Genomic DNA, 21837 nt, shown 5'->3' with positions numbered 1-21837 from the left:
TTTTGTTTTTTTCTGGCGCCCCCGGCCCCCCCCCCCCCCCCCCCGGGGGGGGGGGGGGGGGCCCCCCCCCCCCGCTCCTACAGACTCCGGTTTGATCGGTGCTCAGATCGGCTCGACGAGCAGCAGCACGCCATCCTGCCCGGTCACGCGCACCTGCGCACCCACCGGCAAATCCGGCCCGCTGACCAGCCAGACGCTGTCGCCGACGCGGATCTTGCCGCGGCCGCCGACGATGGCGTCATGCAGGGCGAATTGCCGGCCGACCAGTTCGCTGCCGCGACGGTTGAGGCTGGAAGGTACGGCCTGGCGCTTGTTGATTCGCTGGTGGTTCCACCAGTAGAGCGCGGTAAGGATCGCCAGCACGCCGAAGGCCAGGCACTGCCAGACCCAGTCCAGCCCCGGCAGCAGGAACGACAGCACGCCGGTCAGCGCCGCAGCGATGCCGATCCACAGCAGGTAGCCACCGGCGCCGAAGATTTCCAGGATCAGCAGGACGATGCCCAGGCCCAGCCAGTCCCAGAAACCGAGGTTCTGGAGAAAGGCGGCCATCAGCTACGGCCCTTGGTTTCGCCGAAGGTGGCCTTGACGATTTCGCCGATGCCGCCGACCGCGCCGATCACCTGGCTGGCTTCCAGCGGCATCAGCACGATCTTGCTGTTGTTGGAGCTGGCCAGTTGGCCGAGGGCGTCGACGTACTTCTGCGCGACGAAATAGTTGATTGCCTGCACGTTGCCGCTGGCGATGGCCTGGGAGACCACCTGGGTCGCCTTGGCTTCCGCCTCGGCCTGGCGCTCGCGGGCTTCGGATTCGAGGAAGGCCGACTGGCGCAGGCCCTCGGCTTCGAGGATCTGAGCCTGCTTCTTGCCCTCGGCGGTGAGGATTTCCGCAGCGCGGCGGCCTTCGGCTTCGAGGATCTGCGCGCGCTTCAGGCGCTCGGCCTTCATCTGGCTGGCCATGGCTTCCACCAGGTCGGCCGGCGGGCTGATGTCCTTGATCTCGATACGGGTGACCTTCAGGCCCCAGGGCGCGGTGGCCTCGTCGACGGTGCGCAGCAGGCGTTCGTTGATCGCGTCGCGCTGGCTGAGCATGTGGTCCAGCTCCATGGAGCCGAGCACGGTGCGGATGTTGGTCATCACCAGGTTGCGCACGGCGTTTTCCAGCCCGCTCACTTCATAGGCCGCCTGCGCCGCATCGACCACCTGGAAGAAGCACACGGCGTCGATCTGCACGATGGCGTTGTCGGCGCTGATGGCTTCCTGCGGCGGCACGTCGAGCACGCGCTCCATCATGTTGATCTTCTGCCCGACGCGGTCCGCCACCGGAATGATGATGCTCAGGCCCGGCTTCAGGGTGACGGTGTAGCGGCCGAAACGCTCGATGGTCCATTCGTAGCCCTGGGGCACGACCTTGAACCCCATGAGGACGATGACGATGGCGAGGATGACGAAGAGCAGGGCGACGCTGCCGATTTCCATGCGAGAGACTCCTTGTCTGGAATGGATAAAAAGGACCGAGTGTAGCCAGCACACCAGATTGGTATGTAGGAAAATGCAGCATCTGCCCGGAGATATTTCCTCAGGCGCCTGACGGACAGCCTACTTCTGCTCGCTCTGCGGGGTGACGCGCATGACTTCCTCGATGGTTGTCAGGCCCGCCGCGACCTTCTGCGCGCCGGACAGGCGCAGGCTGCGCATGCCTTCCTTGAAGGCCTGGCGGCGCAGCGGAATCAGGTCGGTGTCGGCGGTGATCAGCTCCTTCAGCGATTCGCTCAGCAGCATGATCTCGTAGACGCCGGCACGCCCGCGGTAGCCGGTGTCGCGGCATTCCAGGCAGCCGACCGCCTGGTGCGCGCCGGTGGGCAGCGGGGCGTTCCACGGGCGGGTGACTTCCTGCCAGTCCTCTTCGTGCAGTTCGATCGGCGCCTTGCAGTGCGGGCAGAGGGTACGGACCAGGCGCTGGGCCATGACGCCGAGCACCGTGGCGCGGATCAGGTAGTAGGGCACGCCCAGTTCCAGCAGGCGGGTGATGGCGGTGGGCGAGTCGTTGGTGTGCAGGGTGGAGAGCACCAGGTGGCCGGTGAGCGCCGCCTGGATCGCCATCTCGGCGGTTTCCAGGTCACGGATCTCGCCGACCATGATGATGTCCGGGTCCTGGCGCAGCAGGGCGCGCACGCCGCTGGCGAAGGTCAGGTCGATGTTGTGCTGCACCTGCATCTGGTTGAACGAGGGCTCGATCATCTCGATCGGGTCCTCGATGGTGCAGAGGTTGACCTCGTCGGTCGCCAGCTGCTTGAGCGTGGTGTAGAGCGTGGTGGTCTTGCCCGAACCCGTGGGCCCGGTGACCAGGATGATGCCGTTGGGCTGGCTGGTCATGCTCTCCCAGCGGCGCAGGTCGTCCGGGGAGAAGCCCAACTGGTCGAAGGTCTTGAGCAGTACCTCGGGATCGAAGATCCGCATTACCATCTTCTCGCCGAAGGCGGTGGGCAGGGTCGAGAGGCGCAGTTCGACTTCGGCGCCGTCCGGGGTCTTGGTCTTTACCCGGCCGTCCTGCGGCTTGCGCTTTTCGGCGACGTTCATCCGGCCCAGGGACTTCAGGCGGCTGACCACTGCCATGCTGACCTGTGGCGGGAACTGGTAGACGTTGTGCAGCACGCCGTCGATGCGGAAGCGCACCGTGCCCTGCTCGCGGCGCGGCTCGATATGGATATCGCTGGCGCGCTGCTGGAAGGCGTACTGGAACAGCCAGTCGACGATGGTGACGATGTGCGCGTCGTTGGCATCGGGCTCCTGGTCGCTGGCGCCCAGGTTGAGCAGTTGCTCGAAGTTGCCGACGCCGCTGATCTTCTGGTCCTTGGCGGTGGCGCCGCTGACCGACTTGGCCAGGCGGTAGAACTCCACGGTGAAGCGCTGGATGTCCACCGGGTTGGCCACCACGCGCTTGATCGGGCGCTTGAGCACGTGGGTGAGGTTGCTCTCCCAGGCATGCACGAAGGGCTGCGCGCTGGCGATGGTGACCTCGTCCGGGCTCACCGCCACCGCGAGGATCTGGTGGCGCTGGGCGAAGGCGTAGGACATCAATGGTGTGAGGGCGGCGACGTCGATCTTCAGCGGGTCGATGCGCTGGTAAGGCTGGCCGGAGAAGTCCGCCAGCCAGTGCACCAGGGTTTCCAGGTCCAGCTTGCGCCCCGGCCGCTGGCGGTCCTCCACCTGCTGCGCGGCAAGGAATTCCAGCGGGTGCTGCTGGTTCTTCACCGCGCTGCGGCGGATCGCCAGGCACTGCTCCGCGTCGTTCTGGTCGACGCGACCCTGGGTGACCAGCTCGCGCAGGATATCGCCCAGGTCGAGCAGGCGATCCTGGGCGGATGGGGCAAAGACGGACATGCGGACTCCTGTTGGTCGTGGTGAGAGCGACAGTCCGGGGCACGGTCTTGTAGGAGCGAGCTTGCTCGCGAACCCGATGCGGCACCGTGCCAACGAGGTTCGCGAGCTAGCTCCCTCCTACGAAGAGCCCGAGCGCGCCGCTCTGCTGAAGCTTATTTCAAAAGCGCCTTCCACGGCTTGAGGGTCAGCACAGTATGGGCCTGGGCCGCGAGGGCATCCAGGCGCCCCTCGATCTCGGGAGTGACGAGCAGCTCCTGCAGCTTGGCCAGTTCGCCGTACAGGCGGTCGGTTTCCGGCAGCTCCAGCACGCCGCGCGCCAGGCGCAGCCAGACCAGCATGCGCTGCAGGCGCGGCAGTTGGTCGGCGAGTACCTCGGGCAGTTGCTGGGCGCGTTGCAGCGGCATGGCCTGGGCCTCTTCGGCCAGGGTGCGCTGCAGCCACTTGCCGACGGCGGAGGCGCCCAGGCGGTTGGCGCGCTCGTTGCGCTCCAGGGTCCAGGCCTTGCCCAGCAACCAGCGCGAAGTGCTCAGGGAGAACTGACCCCAGCGCAGGTTGGCCAGTTCCTCGCGGAAGGCGGCCGGCATCTGCTGGCGCACGGATTCGTCATGGCGACCCAGCTCGATGCGCGGCTGCCAGTCGGCGATCAGCGCGTCGAGGGCGGCGCGCAGTTCGCGGGTGCTGGCGCGCGGCACGGCCTGGCCGAGGCTGCCGAGCAGGGCGCGCAGGTCGACCAGCTGCTGCAGCCAGCTTTCCAGCAGGCTCCAGTGGCCGTTGAAACGGTATTGCTCGGCCAGGCGCTGGCTGCTGCCCAGCAGCGACCAGGACAGCGCGGCGAAGGCGCCGTCCAGCGGGGTTTCATGCAGCAGCTTCTGGGTGTCGGGCTGGATGCTGTAGCTGGCCGGATCGAACAGCCGATAGCCGCGCTCGGCCTTGCTGATGTCACAGGGCATCAGCGCAAGGTCGGCGGCCAGCTCGATGGCCAGTTCCAGCAGCGCCTCGGGCTCGCCCTGGCGCAGTTCCAGTTCCAGCTCGCAGATTTCCTCTTCCTGCTTGCCGGCGACGACCTTGCCCAGGTCCAGCGCGGCTTCGATCACCACCTTGGCCTTGCCGCGGCCCCAGGCGATCTCGGCGCGCTGGCGGGTGAAGTCGGTGCTGAAGATCGGTTTCAGGCTCTTCTTGTCCAGGTCGGCCAGGGCGGCCGGCCAGCACTGGTCGTCGAGTTTCTTCAGGTCGAGCTTGTTCTTCTCCAGGTACCAGTCCCACTCGTTGCGCTCGGACAGGCCGGCCACGCTCTGGCCGCGGGTCTTCAGGGTCTGGATGAACTGCTCGCCGTCCTTGCGCAGGCGCAGCGCCACGCGGGCGCGGGCCAGGTCGCGGGCCGGGGTGTCGTAGTACTGGTTGAACAGCTCGCGGGGCTCCCAGCCGGATTTGTTGCGCTTCTTCAGCGCCGGGTGCTCGCGCAGTGCTTCGAGGGTCTCGCGACTGGCGCGCAGTTTGATTTCGGTTTCTTTCTGCATGGCGGGGTCCGGTTCAGAGCGGGCGCGCCCGGTTCTTCGATCGGCCTTGCAGGGGCAAGGCGACGGGCGCGAAAAAGACTACAGAGTCATGCAGTTTACAGGACTTCGGCGTTCCTGCCGGGCGCCGCGAGGTTTTACCGCACCGCTGCATGGTCCATAGTGGAGTCCGTCTTCTGGAGAAAGCCATGCCGTTGCCGCCGCTCAAACAACGCTTCGCCGAGCTGATCGCGCTCCCCTCGGTCAGTTGCACCCAGCCCGCCCTGGACCAGTCCAACCGCCCGGTGGTCGAGCTGCTGGGCAACTGGCTGGTGGACCTGGGCTTTGCCTGCGAGATGCAGCCGGTGGCGCCGGGCAAGTTCAACCTGCTCGCCACCCTGGGCAGCGGCCCCGGCGGGCTGGTGCTGGCCGGGCACACCGATACCGTGCCCTACGATGAGGCCCTGTGGAAAAGCGACCCGCTGGGGCTGACCGAGCGCGACGGGCACTGGTTCGGCCTGGGCTCCTGCGACATGAAGGGCTTCTTCGCGCTCGCCATCGAAGCCCTTTTGCCCCTGCTGGAGCAGCCGTTCAAGCAGCCGCTGATCATCCTCGCCACCTGCGACGAGGAAAGCTCCATGGCCGGCGCCCGCGCCCTGGCCGAGGCGGGACGGCCGCTGGGCCGCGCGGCGGTGATCGGCGAGCCGACCAACCTCAAGCCGATCCGCCTGCACAAGGGGGTGATGATGGAGCGCATCGACATTCTCGGGCAGAGCGGGCATTCCTCCGACCCGAGCCTGGGGCGCAGCGCGCTGGAGGCGATGCAGGCGGTGATGGGCGAATTGCAGGGCCTGCGCGGTGAGTGGCAGCGGGAGTACAACAACCCGCAGTTCAGCGTGCCGCAGCCGACCCTGAACCTGGGCTGCATCCACGGCGGCGACAACCCCAACCGCATCTGCGGCCAGTGCGCGCTGGAATTCGACCTGCGTCCGCTGCCTGGCATGCAGCCCGAGGCCCTGCGCCAGGCCATCCGCGAGCGGCTCAAGCCGGTCGCCGAACGCCATGCGGTGAAGATCGACTACGCGCCGCTGTTCCCTGCCGTGCCGCCCTTCGAGGAGCCGGCGCAGAGCGAGCTGGTGCGGCTGGCCGAAAGTCTGACCGGACACACGGCACAAGCGGTAGCCTTTGGCACCGAAGCACCGTATCTTCAGCAGCTCGGCTGCCAGACCCTGGTACTGGGGCCCGGCGACATCGCCTGCGCCCACCAGCCGGACGAATACCTCGAGCTCAACCGTATCGAGCCATGCGTGGACCTGCTGCGCGGACTGATCCGGCACTACTGCTTATGAACGGCAGCCTCTAGGGATTGCCCGTTAAACTGTTGCTGAAGAGTTGCCTGTAGAGCGCCCCGACAACGGGCCCGACCTATCCAAGAGGAGAAACCTGTCGATGTTCCTGCGACGACGATAACCGCGCCGCCCCTGGCCGTGCTCCGGCCGCATCCGACAGATTTCCGCCCACTCGAACGACAGGCTTTTCAAGCAATGCACGACTACGTCAACTGGCTGCGCCACGCTTCGCCCTACATCAACTCGCACCGGGACTGCACCTTCGTGGTGATGCTCCCCGGCGAGGGTGTCGAAGACCCCAATTTCGGCAATATCGTCCACGACCTGGTACTGCTGCACAGCCTGGGTGTACGCCTGGTGCTGGTGCACGGCTCGCGCCCGCAGATCGAGGCGCGCCTGGCCGCCCACGGGCTGGCGCCGCGCTTCCACCGCGGCCTGCGCGTCACCGATGCGCCGACCCTGGATTGCGTGATCGACGCCGTCGGCAGCCTGCGCATCTCCATCGAAGCGCGCCTGTCCATGGACATGGCCGCCTCGCCGATGCAGGGCTCGCGGCTGCGCGTGACGGCCGGCAACTTCGTCACCGCGCGGCCGATCGGCGTGGTCGACGGCATCGACTACCACCACACCGGCGAAGTCCGCCGCATCGACCGCAAGGGCATCAACCGCCAGCTCGACGAGCGCAGCATCGTGCTGCTCTCGCCGCTGGGTTATTCGCCCACCGGGGAAATCTTCAACCTGGCCTGCGAGGACGTGGCCATGCGCGCGGCCATCGACCTGGGCGCGGACAAGCTGATCCTCTACGGAGCCGAGCGCGGCCTGATGGACGACGCCGGCAAGCTGGTGCGCGAGCTGCGCCCGCAGCAGGTACCGGCGCACCTGGAGCGCCTGGGCGCGAGCTATCAGGGCGAGCTGCTGGATGCCGCCGCCCAGGCCTGTCGCGCGGGCGTGCGGCGCAGCCATATCGTCAGCTACACCGAGGACGGCTCGCTGCTCAGCGAGCTGTTCACCCGCACCGGCAACGGCACCCTGGTGGCCCAGGAGCAGTTCGAACAGCTGCGCGAAGCGGGTATCGAGGACGTTGGCGGGTTGCTGGAACTGATCCGCCCGCTGGAAGAACAGGGCATTCTCGTGCGTCGCTCCCGCGAGGTGCTGGAGCGCGAGATCGAGCAGTTCAGCATCGTCGAGCGCGAAGGGCTGATCATCGCCTGCGCGGCACTTTATCCCATCGCCGATTCGGACTCGGGCGAGCTGGCGTGCTTGGCAGTGAACCCGGAGTACCGCCACGGCGGACGCGGCGACGACCTGCTGGAACGCATCGAACAGCGCGCACGCAATCTCGGCCTGAAGACCCTCTACGTGCTCACCACGCGGACCGCCCACTGGTTCCGCGAGCGCGGCTTCCAGCCCAGCAGCGTCGAGCGCCTGCCGGCGGCGCGGGCGTCGCTGTACAACTACCAGCGTAACTCGCAGGTGTTCGAGAAGACCCTCTGATCAGGTTTTCGCCGACAGCCTCACCGAGTGCCTGATCTGCACCGCCAGCGGCAGTGCCTTGCGAGGTACTGCCTGGGCCCGGTGCTGGCGCAGCCGTTCGCTGCCATCGAGCCAACCGGCTTCCCAGCTCGCGGCCAGGACTTCATGGGTGGGGCGGCGGGGCTGGCGCTCGAGCAGCGCTTCCAGATAGCCCTGCTTGTAGGCGGTCTCCAGCTGGTGGAGAGTCCAGGGGGATGAGGGGGAAGACATGGAACGCATTCCTGAGAAGGCTTGCGCAGATGGCGCCGGCCGTGCCGGTCGCGATCCGCAGGGAGGAGAATTTTCCCCCCGCCCTCACAGGATGCCGATCAGAACTCTATGAGCTGCGTGTCAGCGATTTCCTGCACCGTCAGACGCTGATCAGGCCGAGTATGCTCGCCTGGTAGGCGGCGACGAAGGTGTCGAAATCGCCTTCGGGCTGTTTCTCCAGCTCCGCCTGTTCGGCCAGGGATTGGCTGGCCATGGCTTCGAAGCGCGCCTGTTCTTTGACCGACAGCGGCTCGCCCTGAAGCGTGGCGGCATGCTGGCGGCTGTAGCGCAGGGCGAAGGCTTCGAAGCTCTCGCCACGCTCGCGCATTTCCGCCAGGACCTTCGCCGAAGGGGTCAGGTCGGCGTCGGCGACCTTGGCGCGCTGCTCGGCCAGGCTTTGTGCGTGCAGGTTGCTGCCGTTGGCGCGGTCGAGCAGGTCGATGATCGGCGCAATGCCGTCGAGCAGGGCGCTCGCCCAGTCCTTCATCTCGACCGGCTGGCCGCCGCGCTCCAGCTTCAGGCCCGGACGACGCCCCTCCTTGACCACCTTGAGGAAGTTGCTGGTGGCCGAGCCGCACTCGCAGCCGCCCAGCGGCGGGCTGTCGGAGAGCGCGCAGTAGAGCAGGAAGGCGTCAAGGAAGCGCGCCTCGGTGACGTCGATGCCCAGCGGCAGGAAGGGGTTGATGTCCAGGCAGCGCGCCTCGACGTACTGCACGCCGCGGGCCATCAGCGCCTGGATCGGGCGCTCGCCGGTGTAGGTGACGCGTTTCGGGCGGATGCTCGAGTAGTACTCGTTCTCGATCTGCAGGATGTTGGTGTTGAGCTGCACCCACTCGCCATCGACCTTGGTGCCGACCTTTTCGTACGGCGCATACGGCGTGCTCACCGCGCGGCGCAGGCTGTCGATATAGCTGTCCAGGTCGTTGTAGCAGGGCGTCAGGCCGGCCTGGGCGTTGTTCTGGTAACCCAGGTCGCTCATGCGCAGGCTGGTGGCGTAGGGCAGGTAGAGGGTGTGTTCGTCGAAGGCTTCCAGGCCGTGCGGGCGACCGCGCAGGAAACCGGCGTCCAGCGCCGGGGATGCGCCGAACAGGTACATCAGCAGCCAGCTATAGCGGCGGAAGTTGCGGATCATCGCGATGTAGCGGTGCGACTGGAAGTCCCGCGCGCTCTTCTCGCTGCCTTCCTCCTGGCGCAACAGCTCCCAGAGGCCCTCGGGCAGGGAGAAGTTGTAATGGATGCCGGCGATGCACTGCATGGTCTTGCCGTAGCGCAGGGCCAGGCCCTTGCGGTAGACGTACTTCAGGCGACCGATGTGCGAGCTGCCGTAGCGGGCGATCGGGATGGTCTCCTCATCCGGCAGCTCGCAGGGCATGGACGGGCTCCACAGGTACTCGCCGTCGAGCTTGCCGCTGGCAAACCGGTGGATTTCACCCAGCTCGTCGAGGGTCTTCTCGACGCTGGTGGAGGTCGGGGTGATGAACTCCAGCAGCGACTCGGAGTAGTCCGTGGTGATCTGCGGGTTGGTCAGCGCCGAGCCCAGGGTGCGCGGATGCGGGGTCAGGGCGAGCTTGCCGCGTTCGTCGACGCGCAGGCATTCGCGCTCGATACCGTGCAGGCACTGGGTGAGCAGGGACAGGTTGGCGGCATCGCCAAGCAGGGCCAGGCGGCGGGAGAGTTGGTCGCTCAAGTTGGAAGTCCTTCACACGGCAATCGCCCCACTATGGGGGTGGACTGGGCGGTCTACAAGGGGAGAACACAACCGGCGTGGTCGCCTGGCTCGGGGAAACGCCGCGCCGGCGCCCGCCTTTCGGGGGCTCCGGACTACAGCATAGGTCAGTTGCGCTGACGCTATTTACAGCTGGGCGAAGGTGCCTTGTCCCTTGGCGACCAGCTTGTCGCCCTGGTGGATGTCGGCCTCGACCACCAGCGAGCGGCGTCCGGCGTGCAGAACCTTTGCCACACAGCGCACCTCGCCTTCGGCGACCGCGCGGATGTAGTTGATCTTGCATTCCAGGGTGACGCTCTGCCGGTCGAAACCATGGGCGCTGGAACAGGCCAGGCCCATGGTCATGTCCATCAGCGTGAACAGCGCACCGCCGTGCATGACGTTGCCGCGATTGCGCAGGTGCTCGGCCATCGGCAGCAGCACCTCGGCTTCGCCGTCAGCGACACGGATCGGCTGCACGCCGATGGTTTCGCTGAAGCGGCTGATCATCAGCTCGCGGGCGGGCATCTCGCTCATGGAACCTTCCTTACTTCTTCTTCAGTTGCTTGGCGTTGGCGAACAGCGAGGCCATGGCGTTGTTCGCCGGGGCCTTCTCCTGCTGGCGCGGGGCAGCGTTGCGTTCACCGCGCGGCGCGCCGTTGCCGGGGCGACCGCCGCCACGCGGACCCTCGACCTTCTCGCCGGGGGTGTCGCTCATGCGCATGGACAGGCCGACGCGGTTGCGCGGGATATCCACCTCCATGACCTTGACCTTGACGATGTCACCGGCCTTGACCACTTCGTACGGGTCCTTGACGAACTTCTCCGACAGCGCGGAGATGTGCACCAGGCCGTCCTGGTGGACGCCGATGTCGACGAAGGCGCCGAAGTTGGTGACGTTGGTCACCACGCCTTCGAGCACCATACCCGGCGTCAGGTCCTTGAGGCTCTCGACGCCTTCCTGGAACTCGGCGGTCTTGAACTCCGGACGCGGGTCGCGGCCGGGCTTGTCCAGTTCCTTGAGGATGTCGGTGACGGTGGGCAGGCCGAACTGCTCGTCGGTGAACTTCTTCGGGTCCAGGCGCTTGAGGAAGCCCGAGTCGCCGATCAGCGAGCGCACGTCGCGGCCGGTGTCTGCGGCGATGCGCTGCACCAGCGGGTAGGTTTCCGGGTGCACCGCGGAGGCGTCCAGCGGGTTGTCGCCGTTCATCACGCGGAGGAAGCCGGCGGCCTGCTCGAAGGTCTTGTCGCCCAGGCGGCTGACCTTGCGCAGGTCGTCGCGGGTGCGGAAGGCGCCGTTGGCGTCACGGTGCGCGACGATGTTCTGCGCCAGGGTGCTATTGAGGCCGGAGATGCGCGCCAGCAGGGCGGCGGAGGCGGTGTTCACGTCCACGCCCACGGCGTTCACGCAGTCTTCCACCACCGCGTCGAGGCTGCGCGCGAGCTGCAGCTGGGAGACGTCGTGCTGGTACTGGCCGACGCCGATGGATTTCGGCTCGATCTTCACCAGCTCGGCCAGCGGGTCCTGCAGGCGGCGGGCGATGGAGACGGCGCCACGCAGCGACACGTCCAGCTCCGGGAATTCCTTCGCGGCCAGCTCGGAAGCCGAATACACCGAAGCGCCGGCCTCGCTGACCATGATCTTGGTGCACTTGAGCGCCGGGTATTTCCTGATCAGTTCGGCGGCCAGCTTGTCGGTCTCGCGGCTGGCGGTGCCGTTGCCGATGGCGATCAGTTCCACCTGGTGCTTGGCGCACAGCGCGGCGAGCACGGCGATGGTCTGGTCCCACTGGTTCTTCGGCGCGTGCGGGTAGACGGTGGCGGTGTCCAGCAGCTTGCCGGTGGCATCGACCACGGCGACCTTTACGCCGGTGCGCAGGCCCGGGTCCAGGCCCAGGGTGGCGCGCGGGCCGGCCGGAGCGGCCAGCAGCAGGTCGTGCAGGTTGCGCGCGAAGACGTTGATCGCCTCGGCGTCGGCGGCGTCGCGCAGCTCGCCCAGCAGATCGGTTTCCAGGTGGGTGTAGAGCTTGACCTTCCAGGTCCAGCGCACCACCTCGGACAGCCACTTGTCGGCGGCGCGGCCCTGGTTGCTCACACCGAAGCGCTCGCCGATCATGATCTCGCAGGGGTGCGAGGTGCCGGGCAGCTCTTCGCCGACCTTCAGCGCGACGCTCAGGATGCCTTCGTTGCGGCCGCGGAAGATCGCCAGGGCGCGGTGCGACGGGGTGTTCTTCAGCGGCTCGTCGTGCTCGAAGTAGTCGCTGAACTTGGCGCCTTCGGTCTCCTTGCCCGGCACCATGCGCGCGGTGAGGGTGGCGTTGTCCTTGAGGAAGCCGCGCAGGCGCTCCAGCAGGGTGGCGTCCTCGGCGAAGCGCTCCATCAGGATGTACTTGGCGCCCTCGAGCACGGCGCGGGTATCGGCGAAGCCCTTCTCGGCATCGATGAAGCGTGCGGCCTCGGTTTCCGGCGTCAGCGTCGGATCATTGAACAGCGCGTCGGCCAGCTCGCCGAGGCCCGCTTCCAGGGCGATCTGGCCCTTGGTGCGGCGCTTCTGCTTATAGGGCAGGTAAAGGTCTTCGAGGCGGGTCTTGGTGTCGGCGAGCTTGATCTCGCGGGCCAGTTCCGGGGTCAGCTTGCCCTGTTCCTCGATGCTGGCGAGGATCGCGCCACGGCGGTCTTCCAGCTCGCGCAGGTAACGCAGGCGCTCTTCGAGCATGCGCAACTGGGTGTCGTCCAGGCTGCCGGTGACTTCCTTGCGGTAACGGGCGATGAAGGGGACGGTGGAGCCTTCATCGAGCAGGGCGACGGCAGCGGCGACTTGCTGCGGTTGAACGCGGCCGGAGGGCAGTGCGGAAAGCTCTTCGGCGATACGGGTGTTGATGCTGTCCATGAATCCACCTGGTGAAACCAACGAAATACGGGGCTTGGCTGCCGCGCCGGAGCGTCGGGCAGGCGTCTATGACAACGCCCCGCCGCAAAAGCGCCGCATTATACCCGCGACAATTTCACCGGGTGGGCGACTGGTCGGGGAAAAATCTGCTAACAATGGACAAGCCGTGATGCGCGGCTGCTGGGCGATAATGCCCGCCGAATCAGATTCTGGGAGTTTCCATGAGCAACGCTGCCACCCTGCCCGAAGGCGAAAAGATCCTCGTGGTCGATGACGACGCGCGCCTGCGCCGTCTGCTGGAACGCTTCCTCGATGAGCAGGGCTACCGTGTTCGCGCTGTCGAAAACACCGAGCAGATGGACCGCCTGCTGGCCCGCGAGCTGTTCCAGCTGGTGGTGCTGGACCTGATGATGCCCGGCGAGGATGGCCTCTCGGCGTGCAAGCGCCTGCGCGAGTCGAACAACCAGATCCCGATCATCATGCTCACCGCCAAGGGCGACGAGTCCAGCCGTATCTCCGGCCTTGAGCAGGGCGCCGACGACTACCTGGCCAAGCCCTTCAACCCGCGCGAACTGCTGGCGCGGATCAAGGCCGTGCTGCGCCGTCAGGCGCCGCTGGTGCCGGGCGCGCCGGCGGGCGAGGACGAGGTCGTCACCTTCGGCGACTACGAACTGCACCTGGCCACCCGCGAGCTGAAGAAGGGCGAGGAAGTGCATATGCTCACCACCGGTGAGTTCGCCGTGCTCAAGGCCCTGGTGCAGCACGCCCGCGAGCCGCTGACCCGCGACAAGCTGATGAACCTGGCCCGCGGCCGCGAGTGGGACGCCCTGGAGCGCTCCATCGACGTGCAGATTTCCCGCCTGCGCCGGCTGATCGAGCCCGATCCGTCCAAGCCACGCTATATCCAGACCGTCTGGGGCGTGGGTTATGTATTCGTGCCGGATGGCGCCGCCCGCAAGTGATGTTTCTTTTGTAGGAGCGAGCTTGCTCGCGAACCCGCATCGGCATGAGGGTTTGTTCGCGAGCAAGCTCGCTCCTACAGGTTGTGCTTCCTGGTAACGCCCTCTTGAAAACACCCCTCTGGTTCCCGCAAAGCTTCTTCGCCCGCACCCTCTGGCTGGTGCTCATCGTCGTGCTGTTCTCCAAGGCGCTGACCCTGGTCTACCTGCTGATGAACGAAGACATGCTGGTCGACCGCCAGTACAGCCACGGCGCGGCGCTGACCGTGCGCGCCTACTGGGCGGCAGACGAGAAGTCGCGCGAGGCCATCGCCCAGTCCGCCGGGCTGAAATGGGCGCCCCACGAGCAGGGGCAGCCGGAGGAAGTGCACTGGCCCTATACGGAAATCTTCCAGCGGCAGATGCGCATGGAGCTGGGCATCGACACCGAGACCCGGCTGCGCATCCACCATCCGTCGATGCTCTGGGTGCGCGCACCGACCCTGGGCGAGGGCTGGATCGGCGTACCGCTGTACCCGCACCCGCTGCGCGGCCAGCAGATCTGGAGCGTGCTCGGCTGGTTCCTCGGCATCGGCCTGCTGTCCACCGCTGCCGCCTGGATCTTCGTGCGCCTGCTCAGCCAGCCGCTCAAGCGCCTGGTGTTCGCCTCCCGCGAGTTCGGCAAGGGGCGCAGCGTGCGCCTGCCGCTGGGGCCGGAAACGCCCAGCGAAATGGCCGAGGTGTACCGCGCCTTCAACCAGATGGCCGACGACGTCGAGCAGGCCGGCCGCGAACGCGAGCTGATGCTGGCGGGGGTTTCCCATGACCTGCGCACGCCGCTGACGCGCCTGCGCCTGTCGCTGGAGCTGATGCCCGACAGCGACCGCGAAATGGTCGAGGACATGGTTCGCGACATCGAGGACATGGATGCCATCCTCGACCAGTTCCTCGCCTTCATCCGCGACGGGCGCGACGAATCGGTGGAGGAGGGCGATCTTGCCGACCTGATCCGCGAAGTGGCCGATGCCTTCAACCAGAACGGCAATCGCGTGCGCCTTTGCCTGGAGACGCTGCCGCTGTTCCGCTTCCGCCGGGTGTCGATCAAGCGCCTGCTCGGCAACCTGATCGAGAACGGCCTGAACCACGGCGGCGGCAAGGTCGAAGTGGCGGCCCACGTGGCCGGCGGTGGCGGCGCGCCCTACGTGGTGCTCAGCGTGCTGGACCGCGGCGCGGGTGTCGATCCGCAGGAACTGGAGAACATCTTCAACCCCTTCTTCCGTGGCGACAAAGCGCGTGGCGGCAAGGGCACCGGCCTGGGGCTGGCCATCGTCAAGCGCATCGCCGAACAGCACGGCGGCAGCATCGAGCTGCGCAATCGCGAGGGCGGTGGGGTGGAAGCGCGCGTCTGCCTGCCGCTGGGGCTGCTGCTGCCGCGGGACGCCCACTGATCCCCGCGCCGGGCGTTATTCCCAGCGCAGGCTCTTGCCTTCCAGGACCGCCCGGCGCCCGTAGGGCCAGGCACGGTTGTGCGCGCCGTGGCCGCTGGGCAGGCCGTGGTAGAGCGGTACGCCCAGCTGCGCGGCGTACTCGGCGAAGATTTCTTCCAGGCTGTGGGCCACGCCCTTGCGCGGGCAATCGGTGAAGGTGCCCAGGCAGATCGCGCCCAGGCGAGCGCCGTTCAGGCTGTTCAGCAGCTGCCACAGGCTGCGCTCGAGGCGGTAGTAGGGCTCTCCGACGTCTTCGAGGATCAGGATCGCGCCGTCCGGCACGTACAGCGCGCCTTCGGTGCCGGCCATGCAGGCCAGCGCGGTGAGGTTGCCGCCGATCAGTTCGCCGTCCACCGCCTCCTTCGGTCCCGCCAGATGCTGGATCGGCAGCTTGCCGGGAGTGCCCGCCAGCACATGGCTGATCGAGGCCAGCGAAGCCAGGCGCTCGCGCTGTTCGCTGGGCGCGCTCAACGGTTGCAGGCCGAGCCCGGTGGCGACCATGCCGTGGATTGCCGGCAGGCCTTGCCGGTGGAAGGCGCTGAGCAGGATGGAGATGTCCGAGAAGCCGATCAGCGGGCGCGGCGAGGCGGCCCTGAGGCGCTGCCAATCCAGTTGCGGGATGAGTTGTCCACAGCCGTAGCCGCCGCGCAGGCACCAGACGGCGCTGACGTCGTCCAGTTCGAAGGCGGCGTGGAAGTCCTCCAGGCGCTGCTCCGGCGTGCCGGCCAGGTAGCGGTAGCGCGCGTCGGCATGCTCGCCCAGGTGGTAATCGATGCCCTGCACCTCCAGCTGGCGCAGGGTGGCCTCCAGCACTTCCTCGGCAATCGCCGAGGCCGGCGCAACCAGCGCGACGCGGCCTTCGATGGGCGACCAGGTGAGTTCGGCGTGGGGGCGGGAAGCGGGCATGAGTACATCCGGTAGCGGTGGAGAGAACCTGTAGGAGCGAGCTTGCTCGCGAAGGGTTCAGCCTGGCAATGACGGTTGAGGAAGGACACCGTAGGGCGAATAAAGCGGAACGCTTTATCCGCCGTCAGGCGCGTGGAGTGAGGCGGTTCGCGAGCAAGCTCGCTCCTACGAAGAGCACAGTGGCGCGGAGGTGGGCGGTTCGCGGCCGAATCCGTTCCCTACGGATAACGGCATTCCCTACATCCCTGTAGGTCACAAGCTCGCTCCTACAAAAAAGCAGGAGCGCGGTTCACCCCTTGCCCTTGGTCCGCGCCAGATGCGGCCCGCCATTCTTCTCCAGGTACTCGATGATCACCCCGGCGATGTCCTTGCCGGTGGTGGTCTCGATGCCTTCCAGGCCCGGCGAGGAGTTCACCTCCATCACCAGCGGCCCGTGGTTGGAGCGCAGGATGTCGACACCGGCGACGTGCAGGCCCATGACCTTGGCGGCGCGGATGGCGGTCATGCGTTCTTCCGGGGTGATCTTGATCAGGCTGGCGCTGCCGCCGCGGTGCAGGTTGGAGCGGAACTCGCCGGCCGCGGCCTGGCGCTTCATCGAGGCGATCACCTTGTCGCCGACCACGAAGCAGCGGATGTCGGCGCCGCCGGCCTCCTTGATGTACTCCTGCACCATGATGTTGTGCTTGAGCCCCATGAAGGCCTCCAGCACGGATTCGGCGGCCTTCTCCGTCTCGCAGAGCACCACGCCGATGCCCTGGGTGCCTTCCAGCAGCTTGATCACCAAGGGGGCGCCACCGACCATCTCGATCAGGTCGGGCACGTCATCGGGGGAGTGGGCGAAGCCGGTCACCGGCAGGCCGATGCCCTTGCGCGAGAGCAACTGCAGCGAACGCAACTTGTCGCGGGAGCGGGCGATGGCCACCGATTCGTTGAGCGGGAACACGCCCATCATCTCGAACTGGCGCAGCACGGCGCAGCCATAGAAGGTCACCGAGGCGCCGATGCGCGGGATCACCGCGTCGAATCCTTCCAGCGGCTTGCCGCGGTAGTGGATCTGCGGCTTGTGGCTGGCGATGTTCATGTAGGCGCGGAGGGTGTCGATCACCACCATCTCGTGGCCGCGCTGCTGCCCGGCCTCCACCAGCCGACGGGTGGAATACAGGCGCGGGTTGCGCGACAGCACAGCAATTTTCATTGATCACCTGGAAGGGCGGCGGGAACCATGATGAGGGGTTTGTCTTGCACGTAGGTGAGGCCTGGGTTGACCACCAGCTGGCCCTGCACCAGAGCCTTGGAGCCTAGCAGCACGCGGTAGCGCATGGTCTTGCGGCAGGCCAGGGTGAATTCCACCGACCAGGCGCGGTCGCCCAGCGCCAGCAGGGTGCGGATCACGTAGCGGGTCTGGGCGTGGCCGTTGGAGCTCTTGATGGTCTTCATCGTTACCACCGGCGCCTCGCAGCGATGACGACGCTGCACCTGGGTACCCAGGTGGGCGACGAAGCGTACCCAGCTCTGCCCACCGCGCTGGAAGGGCACGATGTCGCTGGCATGCAGGCTGGAGGTACTGGCGCCGGTATCGATCTTCGCGCGCAGGCCGACCATGCCCAGTTCGGGCAGGGCAATCCATTCGCGCAGACCAATTACCGACAGCTGGTCGAAAGTCTTCAAGGCTGGTGTCCCCGGCGTTTGCCGGCATTCTAGTCAGGCCGGTTGTGCCCCGCCAGCGGGGCGCGGGGTACACTCTCAGACCTGCATGACGAGGATGTGAAGTGAGCGAAAAAGACGACGACAAGGTCCGCCTGGACAAGTGGCTGTGGGCGGCGCGCTTCTACAAGACCCGCTCCCTGGCCAAGGAAGCCATCGACGGCGGCAAGGTGCATTGCCGGGGCGAACGCTGCAAGCCGGGCAAGGAGCCGAAGGTGGGAGAGGAGTATGTGATCCGCACCGGCTTCGACGAACGCACGGTGGTGGTGAAGGCGCTGTCGATGGTGCGTCGCGGCGCGCCCGAGGCGCAGTTGCTCTATGAAGAGACGGCCGACAGCGTGAAGCGTCGCGAGGATGCTTCGGCGTTGCGCAAGGCGGGCGCGCTGGGCATGCAGACCGACGGCCGGCCGACCAAGAAGCAGCGCCGCCAGCTGTTCAGCTTCCGCGAGCAGGAGTGATCGGCCGGCGAGGGCAGCTGGCGCCTCGCCGGGATCGGGCAGCGCTTCAGGCCGCGATGACGCTCAGGCGGTTGAGCAGGGGAATCTTCGCGACCAGGCGGAACAGCGGGTCGGTCCAGCGTACCAGCGCGGCGCTGCCCACGGCGGCGAAGGGGGTGAAGCAGCTCCAGGCCAGCGCCACCAGTGCCATCTGCACGCCGCCGATGTAGTCGTCCTGGCCCCAGTGCGCGCCAGCGACCAGGCGCGGCAGCATGAACAGCAGCGCCAGGCCCCAGATCACCACCCATTGCAGCGCGTTGCGGGCGAACAGGGTGAGGAACAACGCCCAGATCAGCAGCACCGAGGCGTGGTCGCCAGGGAAGCTGCGGGCGGATTCGTCCTTCACCTCGAATGCGGTGTTCTGCCACTGCGGGAAGAAGTTCTCCAGGCGCACGGCATCCGGCGCAACGGCCGAGATACTTGCGTGCTGCCAGCCCAGCTTGTGGGCGATCTTGGCGTAGAGGATGCGCACCACCACCAGCACCACGGCCGCACATAAGAAGCCGAAGGTGGCCGCGCGGACCTGGGTGGCCTTGAAGATCCAGTCGCCACGGATCATCAGCAGCAGCAGGATCACTCCGACCAGCAGGTCGAACGGCCGGGTGCTGGCCACGGCCCAGGTCAGGCGCCAGGCCTCGTTGGTCGCCAGCGGCTGGTTGAGCAGGCTGAACAGGCTGAAATCGAACAGGTCCATCGCGCTGCGAGCGGGCTCCCAGAGCCACAGCAGGAGCAGGACGAGCGCCATCAGGTGGCAGGCGATGAAGGGCTTCCAGGACCAGGTGGCTTGGAACGGCGTGGTTTTGTCCATAAAATCGATACCCCCTTACGGAACCCCCCGAGTATGGGTGGGTGCTGCAAAGCGCGCTTTATAGGCCTTTGCCATCAACTTGTCATTTATTTGTGCCTATCGCAGCGTTGTGCCAAGCATGTCCCAGATCGATCAAAGTCAGCGTTTCCTGTTCGACAACACCGACGTTCGCGGTGAACTGGTGGAGCTGGACCGCAGCTACGCCGAAGTACTGGCCAAGCACCCCTACCCGCAGCCGGTCGCCCAGCTGCTGGGAGAGATGCTGGCTGCCGCCGCGCTGCTGTGCGGCACCCTGAAGTTCGACGGGCTGCTGGTATTGCAGGCGCGCTCCAACGGCGCCGTGCCGCTGCTGATGGTCGAATGCTCCAGCGACCGCGAAGTGCGCGGCCTGGCTCGCTACGACGCGGATGCCATCGGCGATACCGCCGGCCTCGCCGAGCTGATGCCCCATGGCGTGCTGACCCTCACCGTCGATCCGAAGAACGGCAAGCGCTACCAGGGCATCGTGCCGCTGGAAGGCGCGACCCTGGCCGACTGCCTGTCGACCTACTTCGCCACCTCCGAGCAGTTGCCGACCCGTTTCTGGCTCAATGCCGACAGCCGTCGCGCCCGTGGCCTGCTGCTGCAGCAGCTGCCGGCCGACCGCCAGCGCGACGCCGAGTCGCGGGAAGCGGCCTGGCAGCACGTCAGCACCCTGGCCGACACCCTCACCGCCGAGGAGCTGCTGGGCCTGGACAACGCTACCGTGCTGCACCGCCTGTACCACGAGGACGACGTGCGCCTGTTCGATCCGCAGCCGCTGGTGTTCCGCTGCAGTTGCTCGCGGGAACGCTCGGCCAACGCGCTGGTCAGTCTTGGGCAGGAAGACGCCGAGCGTCTGCTGGCCGAGGAGGATGGCGAGATCGTCATCGACTGCCAGTTCTGCAACCAGCGCTATCGCTTCGATGGTTCGGACGTTGCCCAGCTGTTCTCGGGCGGCGGCAGCCAGACACCGTCAGAAACCCGCCATTGACCGCTTCGATTTGTCCGATAGCCGAACCAATGGCGCTCTCGCCAGATCAGAGGCTGCACGAGAACAGTTCTTTTCTGGCATAATCCCGCGACTTTTTTCCGCGGTAGTGGGAATTAGAAGTCACTACGCAATGTTTGGAGGACTCGGCTTCGGCCGACGGGGACCCACATGACGCAAGCCAATAAAGCCGTTTACACCGACATCAGCGTTGCCCAACTGGTCGAGGAAGCCATTCGCCGCGGCGAAGGCGAACTCGCCGACAACGGCTCGCTGGTCGTACGTACCGGCCACCGCACCGGCCGCTCGCCTGCCGACCGATTCATCGTCGAAGAGCCGGGCAGCAAGGATTTCATCGCTTGGGGCGCCATCAACCGTCCGTTCCCGGCCGACAAGTTCGATGCCCTGTGGGACCGTGTCCAGGCCTTCAACAACGCCCAGGACCATTTCGTTTCCCACGTCCATGTAGGTTCGGCCCACGAGCACTACCTGGCCGTGAAGATGACCACCGCCACCGCCTGGCAGAACCTGTTCGGCCGTGCGCTGTTCATCGAGCCGGAGCAGTACAACCCGGCCGGCCGCGAAGAGTGGCAGGTCCTCAACGTCGCCAACTTCGAGTGCGTGCCCGAGCGTGACGGCACCAACTCCGATGGCTGCGTGATCCTCAACTTCGCCCAGAAGAAGGTGCTGATCGCCGGCATGCGCTACGCCGGTGAAATGAAGAAGGCCATGTTCGGCGTGCAGAACTACCTGCTGCCGGAAAAAGACGTGCTGCCGATGCACTGCGCCGCCAACATCGGCGAAGCCGGCGACGTGACCCTGTTCTTCGGCCTGTCGGGCACCGGCAAGACCACCCTGTCGGCCGACGAAAGCCGCTACCTGATCGGCGACGACGAGCACGGCTGGGGCGAAGGCGTTGTCTTCAACATCGAAGGCGGCTGCTATGCCAAGTGCATCGACCTGTCCGAGAAGAACGAGCCGGTCATCTGGAAAGCCATCAAGTTCGGCGCCGTGCTGGAAAACGTCGTGCTCGACGACAACCGCACCCCTGACTACGCCGATGACAGCCTGACCCAGAACTCCCGCGCGGCCTACCCGCTGGAGAACGTCGAGAAGCGTTCCGAGAAGAACCTCGGCGGCGAACCGAACGCCGTGATCTTCCTGACCTGCGACCTGACCGGCGTTCTGCCGCCGGTGTCGATCCTGAACAACGAGCAGGCGGCCTACCACTTCCTGTCCGGCTACACCGCGCTGGTCGGTTCCACCGAAATGGGTTCGGGCGGCGGCATCAAGTCGACCTTCTCCACCTGCTTCGGCGCACCGTTCTTCCCGCGTCCGGCCGGCGTCTACGCCGAGCTGCTGATCAAGCGCATCAAGGCCTTCGGTTCCAAGGTCTACCTGGTCAACACCGGCTGGACCGGCGGTGGCTACGGTGTTGGCAAGCGCTTCAACATCCCGACCACCCGTGGCGTGATCGCCGCCATCCAGAGCGGTGCTCTGATCGGCGCCGAGACCGAGCACCTGGACATCATCAACCTGGACGTGCCCAAGGCCGTTCCGGGCGTCGAGACCGTCCTGCTCAACCCGCGCAACACCTGGGAAGACAAGGCTGCCTACGACGAAGCCGCCAAGGGCCTGGCCAGCAAGTTCATCGAGAACTTCAAGAAGTTCGACGTGAGCGACGCCATCAAGAACGCCGGCCCGCAGCTGTAAGCGAGCCCGTTCTGCGAAAGAGCCGCCTTCGGGCGGCTTTTTTATTTGCACGGCTTTTTTGTAGGCGATACCAGTCTTTTCCTGGAATTCTGTTCCTGGACTCCCTCTCCCTAACCCTCTCCCTGAAGGGAGAGGGGACTGTTCGGTGCAGGACGAAACCATGGTGTCAGCCGGTA

The 21837-nt window shown here is 66.4% G+C and carries 19 protein-coding genes; 7 read left to right on the top strand and 12 right to left on the bottom strand.

All coding sequences use genetic code 11. From position 1 onward, the window contains the following. Nucleotides 1-102: 102 nt before the first annotated feature. The 4 genes from ACCC94_RS09235 to ACCC94_RS09220 all read right to left on the bottom strand — a co-directional run bounded on the left by ACCC94_RS09235 (nucleotide 103) and on the right by ACCC94_RS09220 (nucleotide 4897). Nucleotides 103-549 (bottom strand): NfeD family protein, encoded by a 447-nt coding sequence (locus ACCC94_RS09235; protein ID WP_413349075.1) that lies wholly within the window; start codon nucleotides 547-549, stop codon nucleotides 103-105. Next, on the bottom strand, nucleotides 549-1475 hold the full coding sequence (locus ACCC94_RS09230) for an SPFH domain-containing protein (protein ID WP_413349073.1): 927 nt from the start codon (nucleotides 1473-1475) through the stop codon (nucleotides 549-551). The genes ACCC94_RS09235 and ACCC94_RS09230 overlap by 1 nt, the downstream gene beginning before the upstream one ends. Before the next feature lie 120 nt (nucleotides 1476-1595). Then, on the bottom strand, nucleotides 1596-3380 hold the full coding sequence (locus ACCC94_RS09225; protein WP_413349071.1) for a GspE/PulE family protein: 1785 nt from the start codon (nucleotides 3378-3380) through the stop codon (nucleotides 1596-1598). 152 nt (nucleotides 3381-3532) lie between these two features. Next, complete coding sequence (locus ACCC94_RS09220; protein ID WP_413349070.1) at nucleotides 3533-4897, bottom strand: inorganic triphosphatase; 1365 nt, start codon at nucleotides 4895-4897, stop codon at nucleotides 3533-3535. 185 nt (nucleotides 4898-5082) lie between these two features. Between ACCC94_RS09220 and argE the strand changes: the two genes are divergently transcribed. Beyond that, on the top strand, nucleotides 5083-6222 hold the full coding sequence (gene argE, locus ACCC94_RS09215; protein ID WP_413349069.1) for an acetylornithine deacetylase: 1140 nt from the start codon (nucleotides 5083-5085) through the stop codon (nucleotides 6220-6222). Nucleotides 6223-6417: 195 nt separating this feature from the next. After that, on the top strand, nucleotides 6418-7716 hold the full coding sequence (gene argA / locus ACCC94_RS09210; protein WP_413349067.1) for an amino-acid N-acetyltransferase: 1299 nt from the start codon (nucleotides 6418-6420) through the stop codon (nucleotides 7714-7716). Here argA and ACCC94_RS09205 read toward each other — a convergent pair whose 3' ends face one another. The 4 genes from ACCC94_RS09205 to ACCC94_RS09190 all read right to left on the bottom strand — a co-directional run bounded on the left by ACCC94_RS09205 (nucleotide 7717) and on the right by ACCC94_RS09190 (nucleotide 12599). Further along, nucleotides 7717-7965 carry a hypothetical protein gene (locus ACCC94_RS09205; RefSeq protein WP_413349066.1) on the bottom strand — a complete coding sequence of 83 codons (249 nt, stop codon included), beginning with the start codon at nucleotides 7963-7965 and terminating at the stop codon, nucleotides 7717-7719. It lies immediately after the preceding gene. A 139-nt stretch (nucleotides 7966-8104) separates the two neighbouring features. Continuing rightward, entirely contained in the window at nucleotides 8105-9691 is a 1587-nt protein-coding gene (gene gshA / locus ACCC94_RS09200; protein ID WP_413349064.1) for a glutamate--cysteine ligase, read from the bottom strand. Between the two features lie 165 nt (nucleotides 9692-9856). Continuing rightward, nucleotides 9857-10219 carry a PaaI family thioesterase gene (locus ACCC94_RS09195; RefSeq protein WP_405307451.1) on the bottom strand — a complete coding sequence of 121 codons (363 nt, stop codon included), beginning with the start codon at nucleotides 10217-10219 and terminating at the stop codon, nucleotides 9857-9859. 37 nt (nucleotides 10220-10256) lie between these two features. Next, complete coding sequence (locus tag ACCC94_RS09190; protein WP_413349063.1) at nucleotides 10257-12599, bottom strand: Tex family protein; 2343 nt, start codon at nucleotides 12597-12599, stop codon at nucleotides 10257-10259. A 221-nt stretch (nucleotides 12600-12820) separates the two neighbouring features. Between ACCC94_RS09190 and ompR the strand changes: the two genes are divergently transcribed. Beyond that, on the top strand, nucleotides 12821-13561 hold the full coding sequence (gene ompR, locus ACCC94_RS09185; protein WP_017520858.1) for a two-component system response regulator OmpR: 741 nt from the start codon (nucleotides 12821-12823) through the stop codon (nucleotides 13559-13561). A 104-nt stretch (nucleotides 13562-13665) separates the two neighbouring features. Continuing rightward, nucleotides 13666-14985, top strand: a complete 1320-nt coding sequence (locus tag ACCC94_RS09180) for an ATP-binding protein (RefSeq protein WP_413349061.1) — start codon at nucleotides 13666-13668, stop codon at nucleotides 14983-14985. A gap of 15 nt (nucleotides 14986-15000) precedes the next feature. On the opposite strand, the gene ACCC94_RS09175 is transcribed toward ACCC94_RS09180, so the two are convergent. The 3 genes from ACCC94_RS09175 to ACCC94_RS09165 all read right to left on the bottom strand — a co-directional run bounded on the left by ACCC94_RS09175 (nucleotide 15001) and on the right by ACCC94_RS09165 (nucleotide 17565). After that, a complete protein-coding gene (locus ACCC94_RS09175; protein ID WP_413349060.1) occupies nucleotides 15001-15930 on the bottom strand; it encodes a S66 peptidase family protein in 930 nt (309 codons plus the stop codon). 289 nt (nucleotides 15931-16219) lie between these two features. Next, the gene (rimK, locus tag ACCC94_RS09170) at nucleotides 16220-17125 is read right to left on the bottom strand and encodes a 30S ribosomal protein S6--L-glutamate ligase (protein WP_038803545.1); all 906 of its coding nucleotides are present in this window, start codon (nucleotides 17123-17125) and stop codon (nucleotides 16220-16222) included. Continuing rightward, a complete protein-coding gene (locus ACCC94_RS09165; protein WP_413349078.1) occupies nucleotides 17122-17565 on the bottom strand; it encodes an ATP-dependent zinc protease in 444 nt (147 codons plus the stop codon). The genes rimK and ACCC94_RS09165 overlap by 4 nt, the downstream gene beginning before the upstream one ends. Nucleotides 17566-17699: 134 nt before the next feature. Between ACCC94_RS09165 and ACCC94_RS09160 the strand changes: the two genes are divergently transcribed. Further along, nucleotides 17700-18092: an RNA-binding S4 domain-containing protein gene (locus ACCC94_RS09160; RefSeq protein WP_413349058.1), complete on the top strand. Its 393-nt coding sequence runs from the start codon at nucleotides 17700-17702 to the stop codon at nucleotides 18090-18092. Nucleotides 18093-18138: 46 nt separating this feature from the next. Here the strand turns inward: ACCC94_RS09160 and ACCC94_RS09155 are convergent, their stop codons facing one another. After that, entirely contained in the window at nucleotides 18139-18939 is an 801-nt protein-coding gene (locus ACCC94_RS09155) for a phosphatase PAP2 family protein (protein ID WP_413349056.1), read from the bottom strand. Nucleotides 18940-19057: 118 nt separating this feature from the next. On the opposite strand from ACCC94_RS09155, the gene hslO reads away from it, so the two are divergent. Continuing rightward, nucleotides 19058-19951 carry an Hsp33 family molecular chaperone HslO gene (gene hslO, locus ACCC94_RS09150; protein WP_413349054.1) on the top strand — a complete coding sequence of 298 codons (894 nt, stop codon included), beginning with the start codon at nucleotides 19058-19060 and terminating at the stop codon, nucleotides 19949-19951. Nucleotides 19952-20119: 168 nt separating this feature from the next. Further along, nucleotides 20120-21661, top strand: a complete 1542-nt coding sequence (locus ACCC94_RS09145) for a phosphoenolpyruvate carboxykinase (RefSeq protein WP_413349053.1) — start codon at nucleotides 20120-20122, stop codon at nucleotides 21659-21661. The last annotated feature ends 176 nt before the right edge of the window (nucleotides 21662-21837 follow it).

It is taken from the genome of Pseudomonas sp. Pseusp97 (assembly GCF_047304025.1).
Taxonomy (GTDB): domain Bacteria; phylum Pseudomonadota; class Gammaproteobacteria; order Pseudomonadales; family Pseudomonadaceae; genus Pseudomonas.
This window is presented reverse-complemented; position numbering and strand designations above follow the sequence as displayed.